We start from the raw sequence: 23,047 nt of genomic DNA on the forward strand, positions 1-23,047 counted from the left end.
TAAAATTTAGGGCAGTAAAATTTTTAATTCATCACAGAACTATCACAAAAAACACACAGATTTATATCGATAAATAACAATATTGTTAGAAATTTTGAGTGCTTATTTGTGAGTCAAAAAATTGTTATCAATGTGAAATAAAAACACGAAGGGTCGGGTCTTGTTTTTTATTGGCGAATTAGGAGCGAGATATGATCCTTATCATCTACACTGGAAATAAGTTTCAACACAATATATCGCAAAGCTTAAGTAAGCATAGCTTTCTTTACGACGCAGTCTCTAATTTTCAATCAGCAGAGTCGTTGCTTAGGGCGCAGCAGTATTCACTTATTATTGTCGAATCGCACAGTAATACTATGTGCCTAAAGCGTATTAGACGTTTAGTAGAAGCTAACCCAGAGAGCTGGGTGGTGGCCGTGGAAAGCGATATGCCGAGAACTGATACGACTGACGATACAGTAGATGAAGCTAACTACTATGAAGCAGGTGTCGATGACTACCTTTCTGGAACGTTTAACGAGCGTATGTTTTCAGCACGAATTCGCTCCCATATGCGAAGAAGTATGCCCAACCAAGAAACCTTGAGAACTAACGATGGTAGCGAAGAACTCATCGAAATTGGCCCGCTTAGGGTAGATCAGCGTTATCACAGCGTGACGATCAATGGTCAAATACTGGCATTAACGGCACGTGAATTCACTTTGTTGAATTATTTCTGTCGTCACCCCAACCAGGTGTTTTCCCGCAATCAGCTACTTAGCGAGGTTTGGGGATATAACCATGAAGGTTATGAGCATACGGTAAACACACATATTAATCGTCTTCGCTCTAAACTTGACAAGGTTAACAGTATTGAAAATGGTGGGCAGCTGGTACAAACCGTATGGGGTGTCGGATACAAACTGAATATTAATGGGTATACAGCTAGGGCGTTAAGCGCCTGAACGATATAGTTTAAAAAATTACTTGAGCCCTAGGAACAGAGAAATCTTTACCGACTTAAATTAAAAACAGCGTTGCCGTACCTAAGAATGCAAAAATACCTACCACATCAGTTATCGTAGTTAAGATAACGCTTCCAGCTAGGGCAGGGTCTATCTTAAGACGCTTCATAATCATAGGTAAGGTTGCACCTGCAAGCGCAGCCGCAATCATGTTTACCATCATGGCAAACGCAATTATAACACCTAGCATGTAGTCTTGTTTCCATAGGGCAATGACAGAAGCAATAAGCACTGCCCAAATTGCACCGTTTAGAAAGCCGATGGATATCTCTTTACTGATAAGCCAGCGCGAGTTACTGGCATTTACATGACCGAGCGCCATACCGCGAATAACAAGGGTCAGCGTTTGGTTACCAGCCACGCCGCCCATGCTCGGTACGATGGTATTCAATATAGCTAGTACGGCAAGCTGGCTTAGCGTGGCTTCGAACAAGTCACTCACCATTGCTGCCATTAGCGCTGTCACTAAATTAACTGCCAGCCACACGGAGCGGCGTTTAGTACTTTGCATAACCGGTGCAAAGGTATCTTCATCATCATCAAGACCCGCCATACTCATCATTGAGTGCTCGGCGTCCTCACGAATAATATCAACCACGTCATCAATGGTAATTCGGCCCACTAAGCGATGGTTTTCATCTACAACAGGTGCTGAAAGCCAATTGTATCGCTCGAACAGGCTTGCCACTTCATCGTCTGGCATATTCACAGGAATCGCTTCAGATTCCTCGTCCATAACGTCAGACACTTTATCGTCGGTATCTGCGGTGAGTAAACGGGTAACTGGCACAATACCAACAAGGTTATCAGTTCGATTTACTACGTAAAACGTATCTGTATTCTCTGGCAGCTCGCCTTTTAAACGGATATAGCGCAAAACCACGTCAATGGTTACATCTGGTCGCAGGGTGATGGTGTCGGTGTTCATGATGAAACCAGCGGTTTCTTCACCGTAAGACAGCGCTTGCTCTGCACGTACGCGGTCTTGTGCATCCATTGAATCAAGAATGTCTGCCAATACAGGTTCAGGAAGGCTACTCAGCGTTTCTGCCAAGTCATCGGTATCCATTTCTTCAAGTGCATCAACCACATTGGCGGGGAGCATCTTTGTGATAATACCGTTTCGAACATCATCAGATAGCTCTTCTAAAATATCACCGTGAAAGTCGCTATCAATCAGCTCCCATAACTCATCACGGGTCCTGCTAGGGCTAGACTCGAGAATATGAGCAACGTCTGAAGGGGGAAGTTCAAGCAGAAGCTTACGTACAGATACAAATTGACCGTTTATCAACGCTGCGTTAAGTGCGCGTAATTGGGTTTGTACGTATTTAGAAACAAGCGCTTCTGCCATAAGGCGTTATTCCTACTAAGCTGATATGGAAAATAAAGGCTGTGTAGCCTAAGTGTGCGTAGAATATCGCAATTATATTGAGTCTGTCATGATAATTGCGTGGCTTTTACGCAAGAATTTGGAATTACTAAGCTAGCTGTTGATTAATTCATCAAGGAATATTCGGGTTGAGACTATTCGTCTTCGTTAAATCTGCCCTCAATAAGCTCTTCTATGGCAGCAAGTGCATCGACCGCGCCATCACCATCGACAATAACATCTACCTGTTCGCCTTGGTGACTTTCCAGCATCATCAAGCCTAAGACGCTGCTTGCATCGGCTTCTTTATCGCCTTTTTTTAAAATGATTTTGGCATCAAACTGATTAGCAAGCTGAACCAATTGCGTGGCTGCTCTCGCGTGTAAGCCTAGTTTATTGACGATGGTAAGCGTTTTTTGAATAGTCATTACTGGTTCAACTCTCTGTGACGAATTTGAACATCAGGATGTATTTCGCTGAAGGTTTTTGACAAGGTTTGGGCAATGTAGACAGAGCGGTGTTGGCCACCAGTGCAGCCAATCGCTACGGTTACGTAACTTCTATTATTGCGTTCTAAATGAGGCAGCCATGTCGTTATTAAATTCTGAATTTGCCAAATGAACTTGGTCACTACAGGCTGCGACCCCAAAAATACTTCTACTGGTGCGTCTAATCCGGTCAGATGTTTAAGGTCGGGCTCCCAATGGGGGTTAGGTAAAAAGCGGGCATCAAAAACGTAATCCGCATCTTTAGGAATACCGTGCTTAAAGCCAAACGACTCAAACACAAGCACAAGGCGTGAGCTTTTCTTACCCAAAATACGCTCTCGAATTAACTCTGCCAGTTGGTGAATGGTAAGCTTATCTGTGTCTAAATATAAATCTGCGCGTTCAGCAATAGGAGCAAGTAGGGCAGACTCGGCTTTAATGGCTTCTGAAAGCGATTTATTAAGCTTGGCGAGAGGGTGAAGACGACGTGTTTCGCTAAAACGCTTAACCAGAACATCATCGCTCGCGTCAATGTAAACAATGGTCATCGACCACGAAGAAGGCAGGTAGTCTAGAATTTCGACCAAATCGTCAGGATTTTTAGGTAGGTTTCTCACATCGATACTTACCGCGACCTGATCGTACTCGTCAACAACTGTATGGGTTAAGGTGGGAAGTAAGTTTACCGGGATATTATCAACACAGTAATAACCTAAATCTTCCAATGCGCGAAGTGCGACAGACTTACCAGACCCCGAACGACCACTGATTATTATCAGCTTCACCTACTTTCTCCCTAATACTCTGGTTTTATCACATACGCGTTGTTGAATTAGGCACCTACTAAACGGTTAATAGGCGCTTAATGTTTAACTTATTGCAGATAGAATATCGTCACTTGTCGTTGCGCGACGTATTGCTTTAATCGTTTCTTTGTCGCTTAGTTTACCAGCCACGGTGGCCAGCGTTTGAAGGTGTCCTTCGGTTTGTTCCTCGGGAACGAGTAGCGCAAAAAAGATGTCTACGGGTTTCTCGTCAAGGGCATCGAAGTCAATTGCTGGCGTGCTGGTTACAACAATGGCAATCACTTTCTCAAGGCCCGGCAGGCGTCCATGGGGCAGGGCGATACCATTGCCAATGCCTGTACTACCCATACGCTCTCGAGCCATCAAACTGTTGAGTACCGTTGCCTGATCAATGTTCTCGTTTTGCTTGGCAGCGATATCAGCGATGATCTCAAGAATTCGCTTTTTACTATTACACTGAACCGCACACTCGGTGCGGTCCAGACTTACGATGGCTTGTATATCCATGCTCAATTAACTACTAATGTTTTTTCAGTTTTTCCTTATGCTTGATTACCTGCCGGTCGAGTTTATCAACCATGCTGTCAATCGCCGCATACATGTCGGTATTTTCTGAGGATGCGAATACTTCAGCGCCACTTAAATGAACGGTCGCTTCGGCTTTTTGATTTAATTTTTCAACGTTCAGGATGACATGCACATTAGAAATGTGATCAAAGTGACGTTCAAGTTTGCTGAACTTCGTATCGACATAATTACGCAAAGAGTCGGTGATTTCGACATGATGACCAGTAAGGTTGATTTGCATATTTCGTCTTCCTTATATTATTAAGCCCGTTTAAATAAGGCTTTTGCGTTGGTTCGACGGCGGGATCGATAACGATTCCCGGTATTTTGCTATTGTTCGCCTAGCGACTTTTATGCCTTGCTCGGCCAACAATGAAGCAATCTTGCTATCACTTAGCGGCTTACTAGGGTTTTCCGCAGCCACTAACTTCTTGATCAATGCACGAATCGCTGTAGATGAACACTCACCACCGGACTCGGTTGCTACGTGGCTTGAGAAGAAATACTTCAATTCAAAGATGCCACGGGGCGTATGCATATACTTCTGCGTTGTCACGCGCGAAATAGTCGACTCGTGCATATCTACCATTTCTGCGACATCATTTAGCACCATTGGTTTCATCATTTCCGGGCCGTGCTCAAAAAAGCCCATTTGCTGCTGCACAATGCAATTTGCAACCTTCATCAAAGTATCGTTGCGAGATTCAAGGCTCTTAATGAACCACTTGGCCTCTTGCATGTGTGAGCGGATGAATTGCGAGTCACTACTGTTTTTGGCACGGCGACTCATGGCAGCGTATTGCTGGTTTACACTTAACTTAGGCAAACTGTCAGGGTTCAGCTCAACCACCCAACGGCCATTTTTCTTGGTTACTGAGACATCAGGAATAACGTACTCAGGCTCTTTAGTAACTAAAGCACTACCTGGGCGAGGATTCAAGGTTTGGAGTAAACGCATTGCTTCGCGCAGCTGATCTTCTTTCAATCGGCTCTTACGCATTAGCGTGCGGTAGTCTTTACTACTCAGTAAGTCTGAATATTCTTCGATAAGTTGCTTCGCCTCTGTAAGCCAAGGCGTATCGTCTGAAAACTGACGCAACTGCACCATAAGACACTCTTGAGGTGTACGAGAACCTGAACCAATGGGGTCGAACATCTGAATGCGTTTGAGCACGCACTCTATTTCGTCCATTTCGATAGGCTCTTCTAGATCATCGTCGTTGACCGCTTCTAAGATATCGTCAAGAGTAACGGTTAAATAGCCTGATTCGTCAATTGAATCGATGATTGCTGTAGCGATGGCGCGGTCATTATCTGAAAAGTGAGTGAGGCGCATTTGCCAAAGAAGATGTTCTTGGATGTCTTCTGTGGTCTCACCTTGGAAGATTTGTTCATCATCATTAGAAGGACCAGGTGCTGGCGCGGAAGAAGCCGAATAATACTCATCCCAGGTACTGTCGATAGGTAGCTCATCGGGAAGATCATTTTTCTCCAGTGCATCTCCTGCTTCTAGCGTATCGCTTGATGCTGAAGCTGTAGCTTCAGCCGCGCTATCGTCACTATCGACATTATTCTTTTCTACCTGCGGCTCGTCGTTACCTTCTTCCACTTCTAAAAGCGGATTTGAATCGAGGGCTTCTTGTATCTCTTGCTGGAGATCAAGTGTAGAAAGCTGCAGCAGTTTAATAGCCTGCTGAAGCTGAGGTGTCATTGTAAGTTGTTGGCTAAATTTTAGCTGTAAAGATGGTTTCATCTACGTCTTATTTAAATGCTCTAAATTAAATATACCAGAGCGAAACTGAAAAATGACAATTAGGTTACACTAACTATAGCCTGAATTGTTCGCCTAGGTATACGTCCCTTACTTTTTGATTACTTAAAACCTGTTCCGCAGTTCCTTGCGCAATAAGCTCGCCATGACTCACAATGTACGCTTTTTCACAAACATCCAATGTTTCACGTACGTTATGGTCCGTGATAAGGATACCAATACCCCTATCTCGCAGATGCTGTATTATCTTCTTTATATCATTAACTGATATTGGATCAACACCGGCAAATGGTTCGTCTAACAAAATAAATTGTGGTTTTGCTGCCAGAGCGCGGGCAATTTCAACGCGGCGCCGTTCTCCCCCTGACAAACTCATCCCGGTACTATTACGTATATGGTTGATATTAAATTCATCAAGTAGGGCGTCTGCTTCTTCTTCTTGTTGTTGTGAATTTAAATCTTTACGGGTCTGCAAAATGGCCATGATATTTTCATGTACCGTTAGCTTTCTAAAAATCGATGCCTCTTGCGGGAGATAACCTATACCACGGCGTGCACGCTCATGCATTGGCTGATGAGTAAGCTCATTGTCATCAATTTCGATCTTACCTTTGTCTAAGTTGACCAAACCGACAATCATGTAAAAAGTAGTAGTCTTACCAGCGCCGTTGGGGCCAAGAAGACCGACAATTTGACCAGTAGACACTGAAAGACTTACGTCGCGCACTACCTGTCGCGATTTGTACGATTTAGCAAGGTTTTTAGCGCTCAAAGTTGCCATTGCTATTCATTGTCCTCATTATCTTTCTTAGACGATGTTTTTCGAATGGTGTCAGGAGTAAACACTGTGGTTACACGACCTTCACCATCTTCACCGGAGCCACCCGTTGCAAGCAATTGTTCAGTAATCATATCAAATGTAATCTTATCACCTTGCACCTTACTGGTATCTTGCTGTAGCTCAGCGTTGCCCGCCAAAGAAATGGTGCGATTGACTACTTCATAACGAATTTCATTGGCTTTTGCTGATACCGGTGTGCCGTCTTCTAGTGATTGAGAATAGCTTGCAGGGTTCCCTCGGGCGATGAATATTTCACGGCCGCTGCCATCTGTAGCTATAACTTCTACCTCATCAGCTTCGATTAGGAGTGAACCTTGGGTAATAAGTACATCTTCCTTGTACAGCGCTGTTTTGTTTTTACCATCAATAAACTGGGTGTTTGACCCTATCTTAATGGGTTGTGAAAAATCGTCTTCACTGGCAAGCACCGCACCACTAGCGATGGCAAGCATAAAACTAGTTGCTAGGGGAATAAGTCGTTTGTACATGATCTAAAAGCTCGTATTCTTGTGTGCGTAAGTTCGCGTTAAACCCATTACTTAAAATAAGGTATTGTGTACCCAGTATCTCAACGGGTTGATCAGATGTCATTTGTTTCGTTTCTAAATTTATCTGTATGTATTCGGTTGATAAACTTTTGACAAAATCATCGCTGGTTTGATTTTCAATAACAACGCTATTTTCAAGTTGGATTAGTTCATTGTTATAAAGCGTTCCCTCTTGTGCTGTTACAACCCAGGGTGATGAAGCGTTTTCCGTATACAATGTATACTTTGGCTGTTGAAATAAAACAAAACCCAACTGGTCGTAGTGTTCCATCGACTCTGCAAAGACTTTGTGGTTCAACTCACCGTCTTGATTGTACAACGTAGTCGTTAGGTTTTTAGCCTTATATGCTGGCTTCAATGCGTCATTTTCGCTACTGCCTTGAGTTTCAGGCTGCTCTTCCATCCACGTAGGGATGTACATCAAAAGCGCTAAGATAAATAGCGCCGATATACTTAAACCTAAGCGATTGAAGCCAAATAGGCTCATACACTCGCTCCAAAAATCTCGTTTGCTACCCCTTTGGCTTGCAAAATAGTGTCTGATATTTCTCTCACCGCACCGAACCCACCTGGAAGTGTAGTGATCCAGTTCGCTTGTTTTGCAACAAAAGGGTGAGCATCTGCAACCGCAATTTTCACTGCAACATGCTCATACATACCTGTGTCAGGCATATCGTCTCCTACGGCGGCAACTTCGCTTGAGTTCAACCCAAGGCTTTTCATTAACTCGCCGAGCGCGTCTGCTTTGTTTTCTTCACCCTGAATAATGTGTGCTACGTTTAGCGCTTTCATTCTATTTTTTACTATTGCTGAGCGTCGCCCAGTGATAACTGCGACATTCACACCATTGCTTACTAGCGCTTTTACACCATATCCGTCGCGTGTGTGAAAGGCTTTAAGTTCTTCACCCTCATTGCCTAAGTAAATGCGACCGTCAGAAAACACGCCATCTACATCACACACCAGTAGCTTAATATGCGCTAGCTTTTCAAAAAGCCCTTGGTCTAGATCGGTATATAAGGTTGTCGTCATTTAGAGTACTCCTGCTTTCAGAAGCATGTGCATATTGAAGGCTCCGACAGGGTTGCGCTTTTCATCGGTAACCATTAATGCGCTTATCTTATGGGTTTCCATTAGATTTAGGGCTTCTACAGCTAGCTGATCTGCTGTGGTTGTTTTGCCGCCTTTGGTCATCACATCTTCTACTGTCGCACTGTGTACATCTATACGGGCGTCGAGGATTCGGCGTAAATCACCATCAGTAAACACGCCCGTTAACGAACCATCGGGTGCGATAACACCAGTCATGCCTAGGCCCTTTTTAGATATTTCCAAAAGCGCGTCAGCAACAGATGCATTTAAAGTTACTAGTGGGATATCGCTGCCACTTAGCATGATATCACTCACTTTAAGCAACAGTTTTCTGCCCAAACTACCGCCGGGGTGCGACAGCGCAAAATCATCTGACGTAAAGCCTTTTTGGTCGAGTAACGCCACCGCAAGGGCGTCGCCCATAACCAAAGTGGCTGTTGTGCTTGACGTAGGGGCAAGACCTAGTGAACAGGCTTCTTTTTCGACGCTAATATCAAGTACGACATCTGCGTGCTGACCCAACGAACTGGATGCACTATTTGTCATGGCCACAACGTGTATCCCCAAACGCTTAACGACAGGCAAAAGATTAACTAACTCGTTAGTTTCACCAGAATTAGAGATAGCTAATAAGACGTCTCCTTTACTCAGCATGCCTAAGTCGCCGTGATTGGCTTCGCCTGGATGCATGAAAAAAGCAGGAGTTCCTGTACTGGCTAGCGTAGCGGCAATTTTATTTCCAATGTGCCCAGATTTTCCCATACCGCTAACGACCACTTTACCTTTGCATGAAAAAAGAATGTTACATGCGGTGATAAAATCATCATTTAAGCGTTCTGCAAGATTGGCAATAGCCTGCATTTCGATGTCGATAACACGCTTTGCCGATTCGATATAGTGCATCTGAGTTTTTGTATTCATGGTTATCCGAACAGCCAGAATTGATAGCCGATAAAGCAAGCCAGAAGTATAAATCCATTTGTTCTTGAAATTGTACGCTTGCCAATTAAATCGAAGCTGAACAAAAACAATAACAAAGTTAAGCCGAGCATAACGTACATATCTCGATTATAAACATCCGGGTCGAGAAGGCCTGGGGCAATTAATCCAGGCATACCAAGTACGGCAAGTAGGTTGAAAATGTTAGAACCGATGATATTACCCAGAGCTAAATCGTCTTCGCCTTTTAGCACGCCTGCTACACTTGCTGCAAGCTCTGGCAGGCTTGTGCCAAACGCAATAATGGTCAACCCGATAACTAAGTCTGATATACCCATGTATCTGGCAATTTCTACTGCCGAATTGACAAGAAAGTGGGCACTTAATGGTAATACGATAAGGCCAACACCAATCCAGATAAGCGCTGAGGTGTTAGAAACGCCTTGAGGGATTTCATCTGCGGTCTCAGCAACTAGGGGGTCTTCTTTGTCTACTTGAAGTGATAACCAAGCCATCATTGCCAAAACAAAAATGAATAGGCCTAGTAAAATTATCCCTTCGTAAGATTTCAGTTCGCCATCGAACATAAAGCCAATAGCAATTAACGAGATAATGAGAAGCGCTGGAAGTTCACGTTTAAGCGTTGTTGACGAAACAAGCAAAGGTTTTACTAGAGCGGTTACACCTAACACCAGCGCAATGTTGGTTATATTTGAACCGAGTGCGTTACCCACGGCTGTATTCATATTGCCATTGGCAGAGGCAATAGCAGATACCACAATCTCAGGTGCCGATGAGCCCATAGCGACAATCGTAAGCCCGATCATCATAGGAGAGATGCCAATGTTTTTTGCTAGCGCTGAAGCGCCATAAACAAAACGGTCCGCACTCCAACTTAAGACAATCAGCCCAACCAGAAAAATGACAATGTTTAAAAGCACAACAACCTGTAATAGTTAGTATTTCGATAGATTGTCGCAAAAAGAGTGCCATTTGCCTATGCTCGCATTGCTTTATTTTCATAAAAAGAGACTGATTGCCGTTAATTTCCGCTTATCAAACCCGTTACAGCAGTTCGAAGGTATTCCTAGTAAGCGTTCAGTTTCAGTTAATACCTAGGGAAATAGGATGGGAACTGGAACTACATGTAAGAGTTAGCTAAGGCACAGATATCACTTCAACGTGAGATAACATTCGTCTTAGCGTGGACAATTCGTCTTAATCGAACATAACTTGTAACTTTTTGACTTTGGCGAGTGTCTTGAAAAAGCGTACAATGGCACCAAATAACACGGCCCAGAGGTTGTGTCTGCTGGACAAGCCAGCCTGTAAGCATAAAAAACTACACTGCAGAGTAAACTTTTTTGAATTTGTTGGCTCTTAAAAGTAAACTGTTCAGTAAACTTTATGGGTTATGTGTGCGAAGGCATAGAAATTGAATATGCATATCGCTCATATACTTTTAATATTTTCTAAGTAGATTGATAGCGGCGTTCAAAACCAACTCAATCCAGCGTCAGGGGTCGACATTTTAGTAACTATGGATCATTTAGTTGAAGTAGATAACCTAACCTTTAAGCGTGCTGATCGTATCATTTATGATGGGATTTCATTGAAGGTACCTAAGGGCAAAATTACTGCAGTAATGGGGCCAAGTGGAATAGGTAAAACCACGCTGCTGCGCCTTATTGGCGGGCAGTTAACACCAGACGAAGGCGACGTTAAATTCGACGGCGATTCAATTGTCTCTATGTCGAGAAAATCTCTCTACGAAACTCGTCGTAGAATGAGCATGCTTTTTCAAAGTGGGGCGCTATTTACCGATATGAGTGTGTTCGACAATGTGGCGTTTCCGCTTCGCGAACATACTGATCTATCAGAAGACTTGATAGCAACTATTGTCGCTTTAAAGCTACAGGCAGTAGGATTGCGCGGTGCTGCCAAGTTAATGCCCAGCGAACTGTCTGGTGGAATGGCGCGCAGAGCCGCACTTGCAAGAGCGATAGCGCTAGACCCAGATTTAATCATGTACGACGAACCCTTTGCCGGCCAAGACCCCATTTCCATGGGCGTGTTGGTGAAGCTTATTCGTGAACTGAATGACGCGCTTAATCTCACCAGCATAGTAGTAACCCACGATGTAACCGAAGTGCTGACCATCGCTGATTATATTTACATTTTGGCGGATAAGCGGGTTATTGGTGAAGGTACAGCGCAACAAATTAAAGAGAGTGACTCTGAATTAGTTCAGCAGTTCTTGAAAGGAAAAGCAGACGGTCCGGTTCCCTTTCATTACCCTGCCCCTGATTTGAAAACAAGCTTTTTGGGGGCAGATAAATGAAGTTCTTCCAATCAATAGGTGCTAAAACGATAGGGAAAGTTACCGCAATCGGTAGAGCCGCGCTGATGTTGTTTGGTGCACTTGTCGCTGTCCCTCGAGTAAAAAATATTCCACTGACTATCAAACAACTTTATGTAGTTGGTGTTCAGTCACTGCTCATCATCATGGTGTCGGGGCTGTTTATTGGTATGGTAATGGCACTTCAAGGCTATACCATTTTAGTCGATTACGGTGCAGAGGGGAGCTTAGGTCCCATGGTTGCACTGTCTCTTTTACGAGAACTCGGCCCGGTGGTTACGGCTCTACTGTTTGCTGGACGTGCTGGGTCAGCGTTGACTGCTGAGATTGGCCTTATGAAAGCCACTGAGCAGTTAAGTAGCTTGGAAATGATGGCAGTAGATCCCTTAAGGCGAATAGTAGCTCCGCGCTTTTGGGCAGGAATGTTTGCTATGCCTATGCTGGCCATTATTTTTAGTGCAATTGGTATTTTAGGTGGCCATTTGGTCGGCGTAGACTGGTTGGGTGTTGATGCAGGTAGCTACTGGTCAATCATGCAGTCAACCGTTGATTGGAACCAAGATGTCATAAACGGCGTGATAAAAAGCCTTGTATTTGCCTTGGTTGTGACGTGGATTGCCATATTTAAAGGTTACGATTCTATTCCAACATCGGAAGGGATCAGCAAAGCGACTACCGAAACGGTGGTCTATTCATCATTAGCAGTATTAGGGCTGGACTTCGTGCTTACCGCCCTTATGTTTGGTATCGAGTAGGGGATTGGAATGAGTAAGTATAAAACGGAAGTAATGGTTGGTGTGTTTGTCATGCTTACGATTGGTGCCTTGTTATTATTGGCACTAAAGGTTGCAAACCAAACGGTAGCCACCGAAGGCGATACCTACACCCTATATGCGAAGTTCGACAATATTGGCGGATTAAAGCCTCGCTCAGCGGTGAAAGTGGGTGGAGTAACAGTTGGCCGTGTGTCATCAATTACGCTAGACCAAGAAGATTTTACGCCAGTGGTTGAACTGTCAATCCTAAATGAATACAACGGTTTCCCTGAAACCAGCTCGGTGTCTATTCTGACGTCTGGTTTATTGGGGGAGCAATATGTTGGTTTCCAACCAGGGTTTTCTTTTGACGGTGTCGCTAACCTTCAAAATGGTGATTACCTACAAGATACGAAGTCAGCCTTGGTGCTAGAAGACCTTATTGGACAATTCTTATTTAACCGCGGCAGCGATGAAGACTAATCGCTGCATAGAATCCGAACGTATATAACGTTGACGTCAATTAATTCCAGCGGCCTGATGAAACTAAATGCTTGTTTGTCAGGTCTGCTAAATAGAGTTTAAGTTAGGAGAGTGATTTTGAAAAAGTTTATGGTAGCAATTGGCATCTTTATGATGTCTGTAGCAGGAATAGCCAATGCGCAAGAAGTTAATGAGCAGAACCCCTATGAGCTAGTTCAGGATGTGGCTAACCGCACATTTGAGCGAATTAAAGCGAATCAAGCTGAAATTAAAGCTGACCCTGAAATGCTACGCACTATTATGGAAGAAGAGTTGGTGCCGCACATTGACTACAAATTTGCGGCTTTTATGGTGCTAGGTAAGCATTTTAAGTCGGTTCCTCAAGAAAAAATGGGTGAATATATCAGCGTATTTCGTCAGTATTTGGTAACAACCTATGCTGTTGCTATGGGCTACTACGACAACCAAGAAGTTATTTTTGAGCCTGAATCCTCTTTTGATGATAAGAAATCTGTGACGGTTCGCGCGGTTGTTCAAGACCCCAACCGTCCTGAAATTAAAATTGCCTTTAAAGTTCGTAAAGACAGCAAAACCAATGAATGGAAAGCCTACGACATGGTGGCTGAAGGCATTAGCATGCTAAACAGCAAGCGCAGCGAATTTGAATCAATACTTCGTCAAGACGGCATCGATGCAGTGATTGCGCTGATGCGCGATAAAATTGGCAAGCCAGTAGAGCTTAAGCAGGGTGAGCCAATTGAAGTCGAAGGAGAGGCTGAGTGAGCCTTTTTGAGGTAAACGACAAAGGCAATATCGTGGTTCACGGTCATCTCGACCGTGAAACGCTGTCGAAAAATTTCTGGGAAAGTTTAAACGGTAACCAACGTAGTGCTCTGATTACTAAGAAAAGATGTCAAATCGATTTGAGTGATGTAGAGCGTGCAGACAGTGCCGGTTTAGCGTGGCTTATTAATGCTGTTAGGGATGCAAAGCAAAATGGTGTTAGCATGACCCTCTATAAAATGCCTGAGAAGCTACAGAAGCTTGCGAAAATAAGCGACGCAAATAGCTTTTTACCCGTAGAATAAACACCCGTTAGCGAATAAAGAAGTAAGTTATGGAATTGTCTGAAATTGAAAAGATCTTGAAAGATGCGTTAGACCTGCACGAAGTCCACGTGAAGGGCGAAGGTTCGCATTTTAATATTATTGCGGTAAGTGATGCATTTAATGAAATGAGTCGTGTAAAGCGCCAACAAGCGGTATACGCGCCTTTAGCTGATAAAATTGCAGACGGCAGCATGCATGCAATTACCATCAAGACGTTTTCAGTAAAAGACTGGGAGCGTGAGCGCCAGTTTAATATTCCTCAATAATAGGCGCAGCACGTGGATAAACTCGTAATTAAAAAGAGCCCTGCGCTCAACGGAAATGTGCGTATCTCCGGCGCTAAAAATGCGGCGCTGCCGCTTTTGATGACTAGCTTGCTCACCGATTCCCCTTGTCGTTATACCAACGTCCCCCGTCTTCGTGACATCAACACAACTACAGCGCTTTTGCGTGAATTAGGCGTAGAAGTAGCGTTACCCGCGCCTAACGACATTGTTATTGATGCAAGTACACTTGAAAGTGTGACCGCGTCTTATGATCTAGTGCGTACCATGCGTGCTTCAATTTTGGTGTTAGGCCCATTGCTTGCTAAGCAGGGGAAAGCGAATGTGTCTCTGCCTGGGGGGTGCGCGATAGGCGCACGCCCAGTGAACCTTCATTTAACTGGCCTTGAAAAGATGGGCGCAAAGATTGAAGTAGACGAAGGCTATATCCGTGCTGAAGTTGACGGTCGTTTAAAAGGCGCTCGTATCTTTATGGATATGGTGAGTGTAGGCGCTACCGAAAACCTTCTGATGGCAGCAGCGTTGGCAGACGGCACGACTATTTTAGAAAACGCGGCACGCGAGCCTGAAATTGTTGATTTGGCGAATTGTCTTATCCAGATGGGCGCAAAAATCACTGGTGCAGGAAGCGATAAAATTACCATTGAAGGTGTAGAAACCTTAAACGGTTGCGATTATGCCGTATTGCCTGATCGCATAGAAACCGGTACTTTCTTAGTCGCAGCGGCGGTAACTGGCGGTAAAATTCGCTGTACTCATGCGGCCCCTGATACGTTAGACGCTGTGCTAGATAAGTTAGAGCAAGCTGGCGCGAAAATCACGGTAGGTGAAGACTGGATTGAGCTGGATATGGAAGGGCGTAAGCCGCAGGCTGTTCGCGTTAAGACTGCACCACACCCAGCATTCCCCACTGATATGCAAGCCCAGTTTGTCACTCTAAACTGTGTTGCCGAAGGTACAGGTGTAATAACAGAAACTATTTTTGAGAACCGCTTTATGCATGTGCCAGAGCTACAGCGTATGGGCGCCGAAATCGCACTAGAAGCAAACTCAGCTGTATCCAAAGGTAGTTCAAGCTTGAAAGGGGCGCCAGTGATGGCTACTGATCTTCGCGCATCAGCAAGCTTGGTTATCGCTGGGCTTATTGCAGAAGGTGAAACTCACGTAAATCGGATTTACCACTTAGACCGTGGTTATGAGTCGATAGAAGAGAAACTTGGTGGTTTAGGCGCCATCATAGAGCGAGTTAAAGAGTAACGTTATCTTGTGAGTTTTTAGCATAAACAAAAGCGCCAGCTCATTACGGCGCTTTTTTTGTGCCTGATTTATCTCTATTACCAGTGGAGTTAAACCACAGCTGAGCAACTGCTATCTGCCTACATGGCGCTGAATATCTATAACAGTTATTGGCCCGCGCGAAGCTCTCCAACAGTAGCTGTAATAGTTATGGAGCGACCATCGCGACTAAGTTCAATCTCAAGTTCAGTACCTGGCTCGGTCTCTGCAATCATATCTAAGGTTTTGGAAGCACTTTCTAAACGCACGCCGTCTATGGCAACGATAATGTCGCCAGGGCGAATACCTGCAATATCGGCAGGGCTGCCTTTACCTACCGCTTGAACATCAATACCCGGCCGGTTGCGATTTTCACCGCCGACAAAACCTAGCTGGCCGCGTACAACGCGCCCGTTGCTAATAATTTCATCCATGACGCGCTTGGCCAATTCATAAGGTACTGCGAAATTGATACCATCTACACTGCGAGCGCGGTTATTAGAATCTAATACTTGGAAATTGGCATTGGTAATGCCTAGCAAAATGCCGTTGCTATCTACCAGCGCGCCACCAGAGTTACCTTGGTTCAAAACTGCATCGGTTTGAATGAAATCAACATAGTTTGAAAGACCATTACGACCCGCTCTACTGACAATACCTTGGGTAACCGTTTGGCCTAAGTCGAAGGGGTTACCAATCGCCATAACTACATCACCTACATGGGTATCAGGTTCTGATACTTGAGGAATAATATGCAGGTTATCTGCGGTTACCTTCAATACTGCTAGGTCGGTCAGAGGGTCCGTGCCGACAATCTGCGCTTCCAAAATGCGGCCGTCTTGCACAGCTACGTAAATACTGTCCGCATCGGCAACCACGTGGTGACAGGTCAGCAAGTAGCCATTCTCTGTCATAATAACGCCTGAGCCAAGGTTAGTGCGCCCACGAGATTGATTTCTAAAAATACCAGAGCCGTTTTCAATACTTACGCTATAAATATTAACTACTGCAGGTGCAGAGCTGCTTAACGCGGTGAAATAGCTCTCGCGGCTGGCGCTGACTGAATGAGTATTAAAGAAGCCCTGAGCAAGACCTTTACCATTGCGAAGCTCGGGGATAAACACCAACAGCAGTGCAGCAACAGCTACGCCAAGAATTACAGATTTTAGTAAGAAGTTTATTATTAAGCGGCCAGTCACAAATCACACTTATTGTTGTCTATCGCACTTACTCTATACGTACCGTCATAGCGGCACTACTTCACAAATTAAAAGCGCAACGTTTCTGAATTATCATTCGTAATATAAAGGATATCACTTTATTCAATAAACTACCGTAACGAAACGCAAATTTTGTGTCACTGAGGCCGGTTTGTTGTGCAATGGTATTATGCTGCAACGTGAGGGCAACGCTTAGTATTTTAATCTATTTCAAAAAAAACGGCGCGAAGGCGCGCCGTTTTGTATCTATAGCCAAATAGGTATGGCTAACTTACGTACTTTATTGCCTAATTACTAAATATAGCGTCGAGTTTCCACGTTTTACATTGAGGGCGATAACGCCTTTTGCTTCGTCAAGTGCATTTCTGAACTCTGCAACCGTAGACGTACGCACGCGGTTAACGCCAATTATAACGTCATCAGATTGAAGGCCAATTCGCGCTGCTGGCGCGCCACGCTCAATATCAGAAACCACTACACCAGCATTACCAGCATCGTCAGTGCCGTTAGACAAGGTTGCACCTTCAAGAGCTGGGTGAATTTGGGCAGCGGTTACCGTGGTATCAGTAGCGTCATCCAATACAACGTCCACATTCATTTGCTTACCTTTGCGCATAACGGTGAGTTCAACCTCTGCGCCAGCACCCATACTCGCAATTTTTGCACGTAGTTCTTGGAAGCTGTGAAGCTTTCGACCGTTAATCGCAGTAATGATATCACCTGCTTGAAGGCCGCCCTTCTCTGCAGCAGAGTCAGGCTGTACTTCGCTCACGAACGCACCAATATTTACTTCGGCATTCATGGCTTCGGCAAGGCCCGCGTCAATATCGCTACCTAAAATGCCTAATAAGCCACGGCGTACTTCACCAAACTCTGCAATTTGGTCAACTAAGCTCTTCATCATATTGGCAGGGATAGCAAAACCAATACCGACATTGCCGCCGTTAGGACCAAAGATAGCGGTGTTGATGCCAACCAGTTCACCGTGAAGGTTCACAAGTGCGCCACCTGAGTTGCCGCGGTTAATTGCTGCGTCAGTTTGAATAAAGTCCTCGTACCCACCAATGTTCAAACCGGAGCGACCTAAGGCACTAACAATACCAGAGGTAACGGTTTGTGAAAGCCCGAATGGATTGCCAATAGCAACCACAAAGTCACCAACACGCAGTACGTCAGAATCGGCTAGCGGCAAGGCTTTTAAATCATCCGGCTCAATCTTAAGCAAAGCGATATCACTTTGCTCATCAGAGCCCAGTTTTTTCGCTTTGAACTCGCGTCCGTCTGTTAATTTAACCGTGATTTCGTCCGCGTTATCAACAACGTGATTGTTGGTAACGACGTAACCTTTGTCAGCATCAATGATGACACCAGAACCCAGACCTCGGAAAGGACGCTCTTGAACCTGCTCTTGCGGGGCACCAAAGAAGTAGCGAAACATCTCGGGTACACGCTGCGTAGAGGTTTGTGTTCCTTCTACCGCAATGCTGACTACCGCTGGGGTAGCTTCTTCTAGCATGGGGGCTAAAGATGGCACTTCATCTTTTTTATCAGAAAAGAACGGTAACGCCGCCTGTGTGCTAGCAGTAAAGCCCAATGAACTTACAACAACGGCAGACGCCAATAGACAATGGCGGAAAGACATTTTCATGTTCGCTTACACTCCTTCATGTTATATGCGACATAGCATGGTTTCACTAAAAGAGTCCGAGGTCGTGATAAAGTTCCCGATGTTACTGTTTTTCTGCGGTATTCTTATCAGATCCGCCGACGAACAGCCCAGAACCCGAGTTAGCGAAGTCTCTTGGCTGTGTGTCAGATACACGCTTAACTCTCGATTTGTCAGACCCTTTCAGGTTGTTACGTAAATACGTGGTTGCTTGTTCCCCATAAAAAGGAACTTTGCTGTCATCATCGCTGCCTTGCTCAAGCAGCAATTCATACTCTTCAATCTGTTGCTTTAACGTTTCGCACTGGCTTTCAATGCTTTCTAAGCTTTGACGAGTTTGATGAATGTGGTGTTGCGCCTGCTGTGCGAGGATCTCTTTAACTTGCTTCTCAGTCTGTGCAGTATTGCCTGCGCCCTGCTTTTGTTGAAAAAAGCGACCTGCGAAAAAGCCAATAATTAACCCAACTACTAACAAAGCAAGAGATACTAACAATTCCATTATATTCTCCGAATCAATCTACATCTTGCAGCCGACCTTAACTTCTACGATCTAAAAGCTGCTTTCGACCATATGCTGAATATAGCAAGGTCAAACCCGAAAAGCGCATACATAGTTTCATTTATTCAGTGTATGTCGAATTTCAATGTGAGATTCTACCGTGATTTCCATTAAAATTAAGGTCATAATTGAGAAATTCAAGCAGGTCGGTGCAGCAAGCGCCGCTATTGACTTTTGTACGGAGTGGTTTCGGCGATGACGCCATGGGAAAAATATCAGTTAGATCTTCAGTCGTCTGACTTTCATTACGATGCGGCGCAAGAAAATGCAGTAAAAGAACTTCAACGTTTGTTTGATGAACTTACCCAGCCTGAAAAGAAAACGACGTGGCGGGTAAAGTTAAAAGCAGCGTTTGGAAAAGGCCACGCAAAGCCTGGCATTCAGGGCATTTACTTTTACGGCGGGGTAGGGCGGGGTAAAACCTATTTAGTCGATACCTTCTACGACTGCTTGCCGTTCGAGAAGAAAATGCGCGTGCACTTTCACCGCTTTATGTACCGTGTGCACGATGAACTAAAGCAGCTCAAAAACGCGCAAGACCCGCTAAAGTTAGTAGCAGCCAAGCTAGCAAAAGAGGCGCGGGTAATATGCTTTGACGAGTTTTTTGTGTCTGATATAACGGATGCCATGATTTTAGGCACGCTAATGGAAGAGCTGTTTGGTCACGGTATCGTGCTGGTGGCGACGTCAAACATAGTCCCCGACGATTTATATAAAAACGGATTGCAGCGTGCGCGGTTCTTACCTGCTATCGATCTACTCAATCAGAATACCCGCGTGGTAAATGTTGATAGCGGTATTGATTATCGTCTTAGAACGTTAGAGCAAGCCGAAATTTATCACTACCCACTAGATGACGAAGCCACCGAGAACTTGCATAGCTACTTTTCGCAGTTAGCGCCAGAAGAAGGTTCTCAAGGCGAAGACATTGAGGTGAACAATCGCAAAATAGCAACCCTTAGAAACGCTGACGGCGTATTAATGATCGAATTTAACGCTTTGTGTGGCGGGCCCCGTAGCCAGAGCGATTATATCGAGTTAAGCCGTTGTTACCACTCTGTGCTTCTCGCCAATGTTAAGGAAATGGGCCAGCATAATGACGATGTGGCGCGCCGTTTTATTGCGATGGTAGACGAGTTCTACGAGCGAAATGTGAAACTGATTATATCGGCAGAAGTGGCGCTAGAAAGTCTCTACACAGAAGGGCTACTTAACTTCGAGTTTAGACGCTGTCTTAGCCGTTTAAAGGAAATGCAGTCACACGACTACCTAGCAACCGAACATCTACCGTAAACCAAAGTGTGTGGGGTCAGAGTACATTTACGCGTAAATAAGAACGGGTAAGTACTTCGCTTGCACCCTTTCCGAGGGGATTCACATTGGTATTAGAGGAAAATTAAGGTAGAATTTCGCACAATTTTTCTGTGTCGCTAAGTCAGCGTTTAGTTTGGGAAAGATTGCACTCAGCAATTTTTGCAATGCTTCGTTTCGCATTATTTCCAGATAAGACAAAGCGGCACAGCCTGAAAAAGGTTCAGGCAAATAGTACCCCGATAAAACCCAACGCAGCATTTCTAATTGCGAGAAAGAGAATTTTAAGATGGGAAGAGCATTCGAAGTTCGTAAAGCCGCCATGGCAAAAACTGCCGGCGCAAAAACAAAGGTTTATTCTAAGTACGGTAAAGAAATTTACGTGTGCGCAAAAAATGGTGGTGCCGACCCAGACACTAACCTTTCACTTCGCCGTCTAATGGAAAAGGCGAAGAAAGACCAAGTACCAAGCCACGTTATTGAAAAAGCGATTGATAAAGCCGCTGGTGGCGCTGGTGAAGACTTCCAGCCTATGCGTTACGAAGGCTTTGGCCCCGGTAACTGCATGGTTATTGTTGACTGCTTGTCTGATAATGCCAACCGCACTATTACTGAAGTTCGTAACTGCTTCACTAAAACCAATGCCAAGCTAGGTGCTCAGGGTGCGGTATCGCACATGTTCGATCACCAAGCGGTATTTCAGTTTGAAGGCGACGACGAAGACGCTATCTTAGAAGTGCTAATGGAAGCAGACGTAGACGTAACTGACGTTGAAGTTGAAGACGGCAAAGTAACGGTTTATGCACCGCACACCGAGTTTTACCAAGTAAAAACAGCGCTAACAGAAGCCTATCCAGATATTACGTTCATTGCCGATGAGATGAGCTGGATGCCTCAGACTGAAACTGAAATTAGCGAAGAAGACATGCCTATGTTTGAAAAATTCATGGACATGCTTAACGACTGTGACGACGTACAAGACGTTTACCACAATGCGATTACGCCCAATTAGAATACGAAGATATCCTGTTTTCAAAACTAAAGCCCCTCAGTTAGAGGGGCTTTTTTACAGGCTGGATGTTAAATTACGGTTACCCAGCTAGACGCCCAAGTAGGTCACCTCAAAGTAAAGGGCGAGATAAAAAATACCCTGTGCCCGGTCGCAGCAATGCCTCTCACCATTAGTAAGCATTTTATTAAATCATGCCTCTTTTCACCTCGTTCAATCAAAACTATTGTCAAAAATAATTAGAAACTGATTCGTCTTTTATCGGGCTTATCATTGAAAAGCTGAATCTATACCATACACACAGCCTTCAGATTGTTCCTATTTATATATTGAGGAGTTAGTTGTGTCTCATCCAATTATCGAAGATTTAAACACGCGTTATACAGTTAAGAAGTACGATGAAAACAAACGCATCTCTGCGGACGACCTTGCTACCATTCTTGAAGCTTTGCGTCTATCAGCGTCTTCTATCAACTCTCAGCCTTGGAAGTTTGTTGTAGTAGAAAGCGACGAAGCGAAACAGCGTCTGCACGATAGCTTTGAAAATAAGCATCAGTTTAACCAACATCACGCTAAAGAAGCATCGCATACTATTTTGTTTGCCTACGACCCCAAATTCACCAAAGAAAAATTCGTTAAGCGTGTAGATGCGGAAGTATCTTCAGGTCATTTACCCGAAGACATGCGTGAAAACTTTATGGGCGCTTATGCGTTTGCTGAAGCGAATACCGATGAAAATGGTAGCAACGCCGCGTGGACTAAAGCCCAAGTTTATTTGGCATTGGGTAATGTATTACACACTTTGGCCCGTTTAGGGATAGCTTCCACACCTATGGAGGGTGTGGATCCTGACTTACTTGGCGAACTATTCAAAGAAGAATTAGACGGTCACATTTGTGAAGTGGCACTGGCTATGGGCTACGCAGATACAGAGCAAGATTGGAATCACGGCCTTCCAAAAGCGCGATTGGCGAAAGAAGACGTTATTGCAGTGGTCTAATCCTCATAGAACAGCCAGCTGTTTTAAGTAAGCACAAAATGTAAAATAGCGCCTTTATTGGCGCTTTTTTATTTGTAACACACGCACAAGCTAGCGTTGAAAATGATCTGTTCGCCCCCACATTTGCTGCTTGTCTGAATATGTATTGTTAATTAAACCAGCCTAAATATTGTGCACGCTTTTATAAAACGCTATTACCCTTCTTCATTTACGCCGTTTCTTGTGGCGTGGGTATTGTCGTATCTTATTGTTAATACTGGTTTTCAGACATCTGATGTAGCGAATAATGCTGAAGCTACGTCGCAGTCTCCGCTGGCTAAGTTTGTACACAGTACGCAAAACTACTCTCTTAGGTTTAGCGCAACTAAGCTAACCAGTGATAAAGGCGAAAAGCCTACCGATGCAGAGCCGCAAGGTTTAATGTCGGCATTGCTAAACTTTGCCTTCCACAAAGCGCCATCTGACAGGGCGCCATCAGCAGGCTCTTTCTTCAATGCTAAAACGTGGGTAAAAGCGAGCCCTCGAGGTCCACCTTCCATCCTGAGTTAACCCTTTACACGCGCTAACGTGAAAGCAAAGCTTCTTTGTG

General features: G+C 44.5%; 27 protein-coding genes. 12 read left to right on the top strand and 15 right to left on the bottom strand.

Features of this window, described 5'->3' with window-relative positions; translation table 11 throughout:
• The first annotated feature begins 191 nt into the window (after positions 1-191).
• The gene (locus ACXAGV_RS09785; RefSeq protein WP_474873089.1) at positions 192-944 is read left to right on the top strand and encodes a winged helix-turn-helix transcriptional regulator; all 753 of its coding nucleotides are present in this window, start codon (positions 192-194) and stop codon (positions 942-944) included.
• Positions 945-999: 55 nt separating this feature from the next.
• On the opposite strand, the gene mgtE is transcribed toward ACXAGV_RS09785, so the two are convergent.
• The 12 genes from mgtE to ACXAGV_RS09845 form a co-directional block, all read right to left on the bottom strand.
• Complete coding sequence (gene mgtE, locus ACXAGV_RS09790) at positions 1,000-2,358, bottom strand: magnesium transporter (protein ID WP_179982437.1); 1,359 nt, start codon at positions 2,356-2,358, stop codon at positions 1,000-1,002.
• Positions 2,359-2,531: 173 nt separating this feature from the next.
• Complete coding sequence (locus ACXAGV_RS09795) at positions 2,532-2,804, bottom strand: HPr family phosphocarrier protein (protein WP_474873090.1); 273 nt, start codon at positions 2,802-2,804, stop codon at positions 2,532-2,534.
• A complete protein-coding gene (gene rapZ / locus ACXAGV_RS09800) occupies positions 2,804-3,649 on the bottom strand; it encodes an RNase adapter RapZ (RefSeq protein WP_014948340.1) in 846 nt (281 codons plus the stop codon). The genes ACXAGV_RS09795 and rapZ overlap by 1 nt, the downstream gene beginning before the upstream one ends.
• Positions 3,650-3,733: 84 nt before the next feature.
• Complete coding sequence (gene ptsN, locus ACXAGV_RS09805) at positions 3,734-4,177, bottom strand: PTS IIA-like nitrogen regulatory protein PtsN (RefSeq protein WP_474873091.1); 444 nt, start codon at positions 4,175-4,177, stop codon at positions 3,734-3,736.
• A 13-nt stretch (positions 4,178-4,190) separates the two neighbouring features.
• Positions 4,191-4,478: a ribosome hibernation promoting factor gene (gene hpf / locus ACXAGV_RS09810; protein ID WP_012517338.1), complete on the bottom strand. Its 288-nt coding sequence runs from the start codon at positions 4,476-4,478 to the stop codon at positions 4,191-4,193.
• A 30-nt stretch (positions 4,479-4,508) separates the two neighbouring features.
• Positions 4,509-5,990, bottom strand: a complete 1,482-nt coding sequence (locus ACXAGV_RS09815) for an RNA polymerase factor sigma-54 (protein WP_474873092.1) — start codon at positions 5,988-5,990, stop codon at positions 4,509-4,511.
• A 73-nt stretch (positions 5,991-6,063) separates the two neighbouring features.
• Positions 6,064-6,789, bottom strand: coding sequence for an LPS export ABC transporter ATP-binding protein (lptB, locus tag ACXAGV_RS09820; RefSeq protein WP_118490207.1), 726 nt, complete (start codon positions 6,787-6,789; stop codon positions 6,064-6,066).
• 2 nt (positions 6,790-6,791) lie between these two features.
• Positions 6,792-7,337, bottom strand: coding sequence for a lipopolysaccharide transport periplasmic protein LptA (gene lptA, locus ACXAGV_RS09825; RefSeq protein WP_474873093.1), 546 nt, complete (start codon positions 7,335-7,337; stop codon positions 6,792-6,794).
• A complete protein-coding gene (gene lptC, locus ACXAGV_RS09830) occupies positions 7,306-7,884 on the bottom strand; it encodes an LPS export ABC transporter periplasmic protein LptC (RefSeq protein ID WP_474873094.1) in 579 nt (192 codons plus the stop codon). Before lptC ends, lptA begins: the two co-directional genes overlap by 32 nt.
• Positions 7,881-8,429: a 3-deoxy-manno-octulosonate-8-phosphatase KdsC gene (kdsC, locus tag ACXAGV_RS09835; protein WP_474873095.1), complete on the bottom strand. Its 549-nt coding sequence runs from the start codon at positions 8,427-8,429 to the stop codon at positions 7,881-7,883. The genes lptC and kdsC overlap by 4 nt, the downstream gene beginning before the upstream one ends.
• The gene (locus tag ACXAGV_RS09840) at positions 8,430-9,410 is read right to left on the bottom strand and encodes a KpsF/GutQ family sugar-phosphate isomerase (protein ID WP_474873096.1); all 981 of its coding nucleotides are present in this window, start codon (positions 9,408-9,410) and stop codon (positions 8,430-8,432) included.
• Positions 9,411-9,412: 2 nt separating this feature from the next.
• Complete coding sequence (locus ACXAGV_RS09845) at positions 9,413-10,369, bottom strand: calcium/sodium antiporter (protein WP_474873097.1); 957 nt, start codon at positions 10,367-10,369, stop codon at positions 9,413-9,415.
• Between the two features lie 599 nt (positions 10,370-10,968).
• Between ACXAGV_RS09845 and mlaF the strand changes: the two genes are divergently transcribed.
• From mlaF to murA, 7 genes are all read left to right on the top strand, one after another.
• Positions 10,969-11,769 (top strand): phospholipid ABC transporter ATP-binding protein MlaF, encoded by an 801-nt coding sequence (mlaF, locus tag ACXAGV_RS09850; protein WP_474873098.1) that lies wholly within the window; start codon positions 10,969-10,971, stop codon positions 11,767-11,769.
• Entirely contained in the window at positions 11,766-12,542 is a 777-nt protein-coding gene (gene mlaE / locus ACXAGV_RS09855; protein WP_474873099.1) for a lipid asymmetry maintenance ABC transporter permease subunit MlaE, read from the top strand. Before mlaF ends, mlaE begins: the two co-directional genes overlap by 4 nt.
• Positions 12,543-12,551: 9 nt before the next feature.
• Positions 12,552-13,025: an outer membrane lipid asymmetry maintenance protein MlaD gene (gene mlaD / locus ACXAGV_RS09860; RefSeq protein WP_014948351.1), complete on the top strand. Its 474-nt coding sequence runs from the start codon at positions 12,552-12,554 to the stop codon at positions 13,023-13,025.
• 117 nt (positions 13,026-13,142) lie between these two features.
• The gene (locus tag ACXAGV_RS09865) at positions 13,143-13,808 is read left to right on the top strand and encodes an MlaC/ttg2D family ABC transporter substrate-binding protein (protein WP_474873100.1); all 666 of its coding nucleotides are present in this window, start codon (positions 13,143-13,145) and stop codon (positions 13,806-13,808) included.
• Positions 13,805-14,113: an STAS domain-containing protein gene (locus ACXAGV_RS09870; protein ID WP_474873101.1), complete on the top strand. Its 309-nt coding sequence runs from the start codon at positions 13,805-13,807 to the stop codon at positions 14,111-14,113. The genes ACXAGV_RS09865 and ACXAGV_RS09870 overlap by 4 nt, the downstream gene beginning before the upstream one ends.
• 29 nt (positions 14,114-14,142) lie before the next feature.
• Complete coding sequence (locus ACXAGV_RS09875; RefSeq protein WP_012517351.1) at positions 14,143-14,400, top strand: BolA family protein; 258 nt, start codon at positions 14,143-14,145, stop codon at positions 14,398-14,400.
• 12 nt (positions 14,401-14,412) lie between these two features.
• Entirely contained in the window at positions 14,413-15,675 is a 1,263-nt protein-coding gene (gene murA / locus ACXAGV_RS09880; RefSeq protein WP_474873102.1) for a UDP-N-acetylglucosamine 1-carboxyvinyltransferase, read from the top strand.
• A 146-nt stretch (positions 15,676-15,821) separates the two neighbouring features.
• Here murA and ACXAGV_RS09885 read toward each other — a convergent pair whose 3' ends face one another.
• From ACXAGV_RS09885 to ACXAGV_RS09895, 3 genes are all read right to left on the bottom strand, one after another.
• Complete coding sequence (locus ACXAGV_RS09885; protein ID WP_474873103.1) at positions 15,822-16,892, bottom strand: trypsin-like peptidase domain-containing protein; 1,071 nt, start codon at positions 16,890-16,892, stop codon at positions 15,822-15,824.
• A 301-nt stretch (positions 16,893-17,193) separates the two neighbouring features.
• Positions 17,194-18,555 carry a DegQ family serine endoprotease gene (locus ACXAGV_RS09890; RefSeq protein WP_474873253.1) on the bottom strand — a complete coding sequence of 454 codons (1,362 nt, stop codon included), beginning with the start codon at positions 18,553-18,555 and terminating at the stop codon, positions 17,194-17,196.
• An 88-nt stretch (positions 18,556-18,643) separates the two neighbouring features.
• Positions 18,644-19,078 (bottom strand): ZapG family protein, encoded by a 435-nt coding sequence (locus tag ACXAGV_RS09895; RefSeq protein ID WP_474873104.1) that lies wholly within the window; start codon positions 19,076-19,078, stop codon positions 18,644-18,646.
• A 255-nt stretch (positions 19,079-19,333) separates the two neighbouring features.
• On the opposite strand from ACXAGV_RS09895, the gene zapE reads away from it, so the two are divergent.
• From zapE to ACXAGV_RS09915, 4 genes are all read left to right on the top strand, one after another.
• Entirely contained in the window at positions 19,334-20,431 is a 1,098-nt protein-coding gene (gene zapE / locus ACXAGV_RS09900) for a cell division protein ZapE (RefSeq protein WP_474873105.1), read from the top strand.
• A gap of 307 nt (positions 20,432-20,738) precedes the next feature.
• Positions 20,739-21,461: a YebC/PmpR family DNA-binding transcriptional regulator gene (locus tag ACXAGV_RS09905; RefSeq protein ID WP_334058918.1), complete on the top strand. Its 723-nt coding sequence runs from the start codon at positions 20,739-20,741 to the stop codon at positions 21,459-21,461.
• Between the two features lie 340 nt (positions 21,462-21,801).
• Entirely contained in the window at positions 21,802-22,458 is a 657-nt protein-coding gene (locus tag ACXAGV_RS09910) for an NAD(P)H-dependent oxidoreductase (protein WP_474873106.1), read from the top strand.
• Between the two features lie 171 nt (positions 22,459-22,629).
• Positions 22,630-23,007, top strand: coding sequence for a hypothetical protein (locus ACXAGV_RS09915; RefSeq protein WP_474873107.1), 378 nt, complete (start codon positions 22,630-22,632; stop codon positions 23,005-23,007).
• The last annotated feature ends 40 nt before the right edge of the window (positions 23,008-23,047 follow it).

This window comes from Alteromonas sp. ABH4_453, from assembly GCF_056160665.1.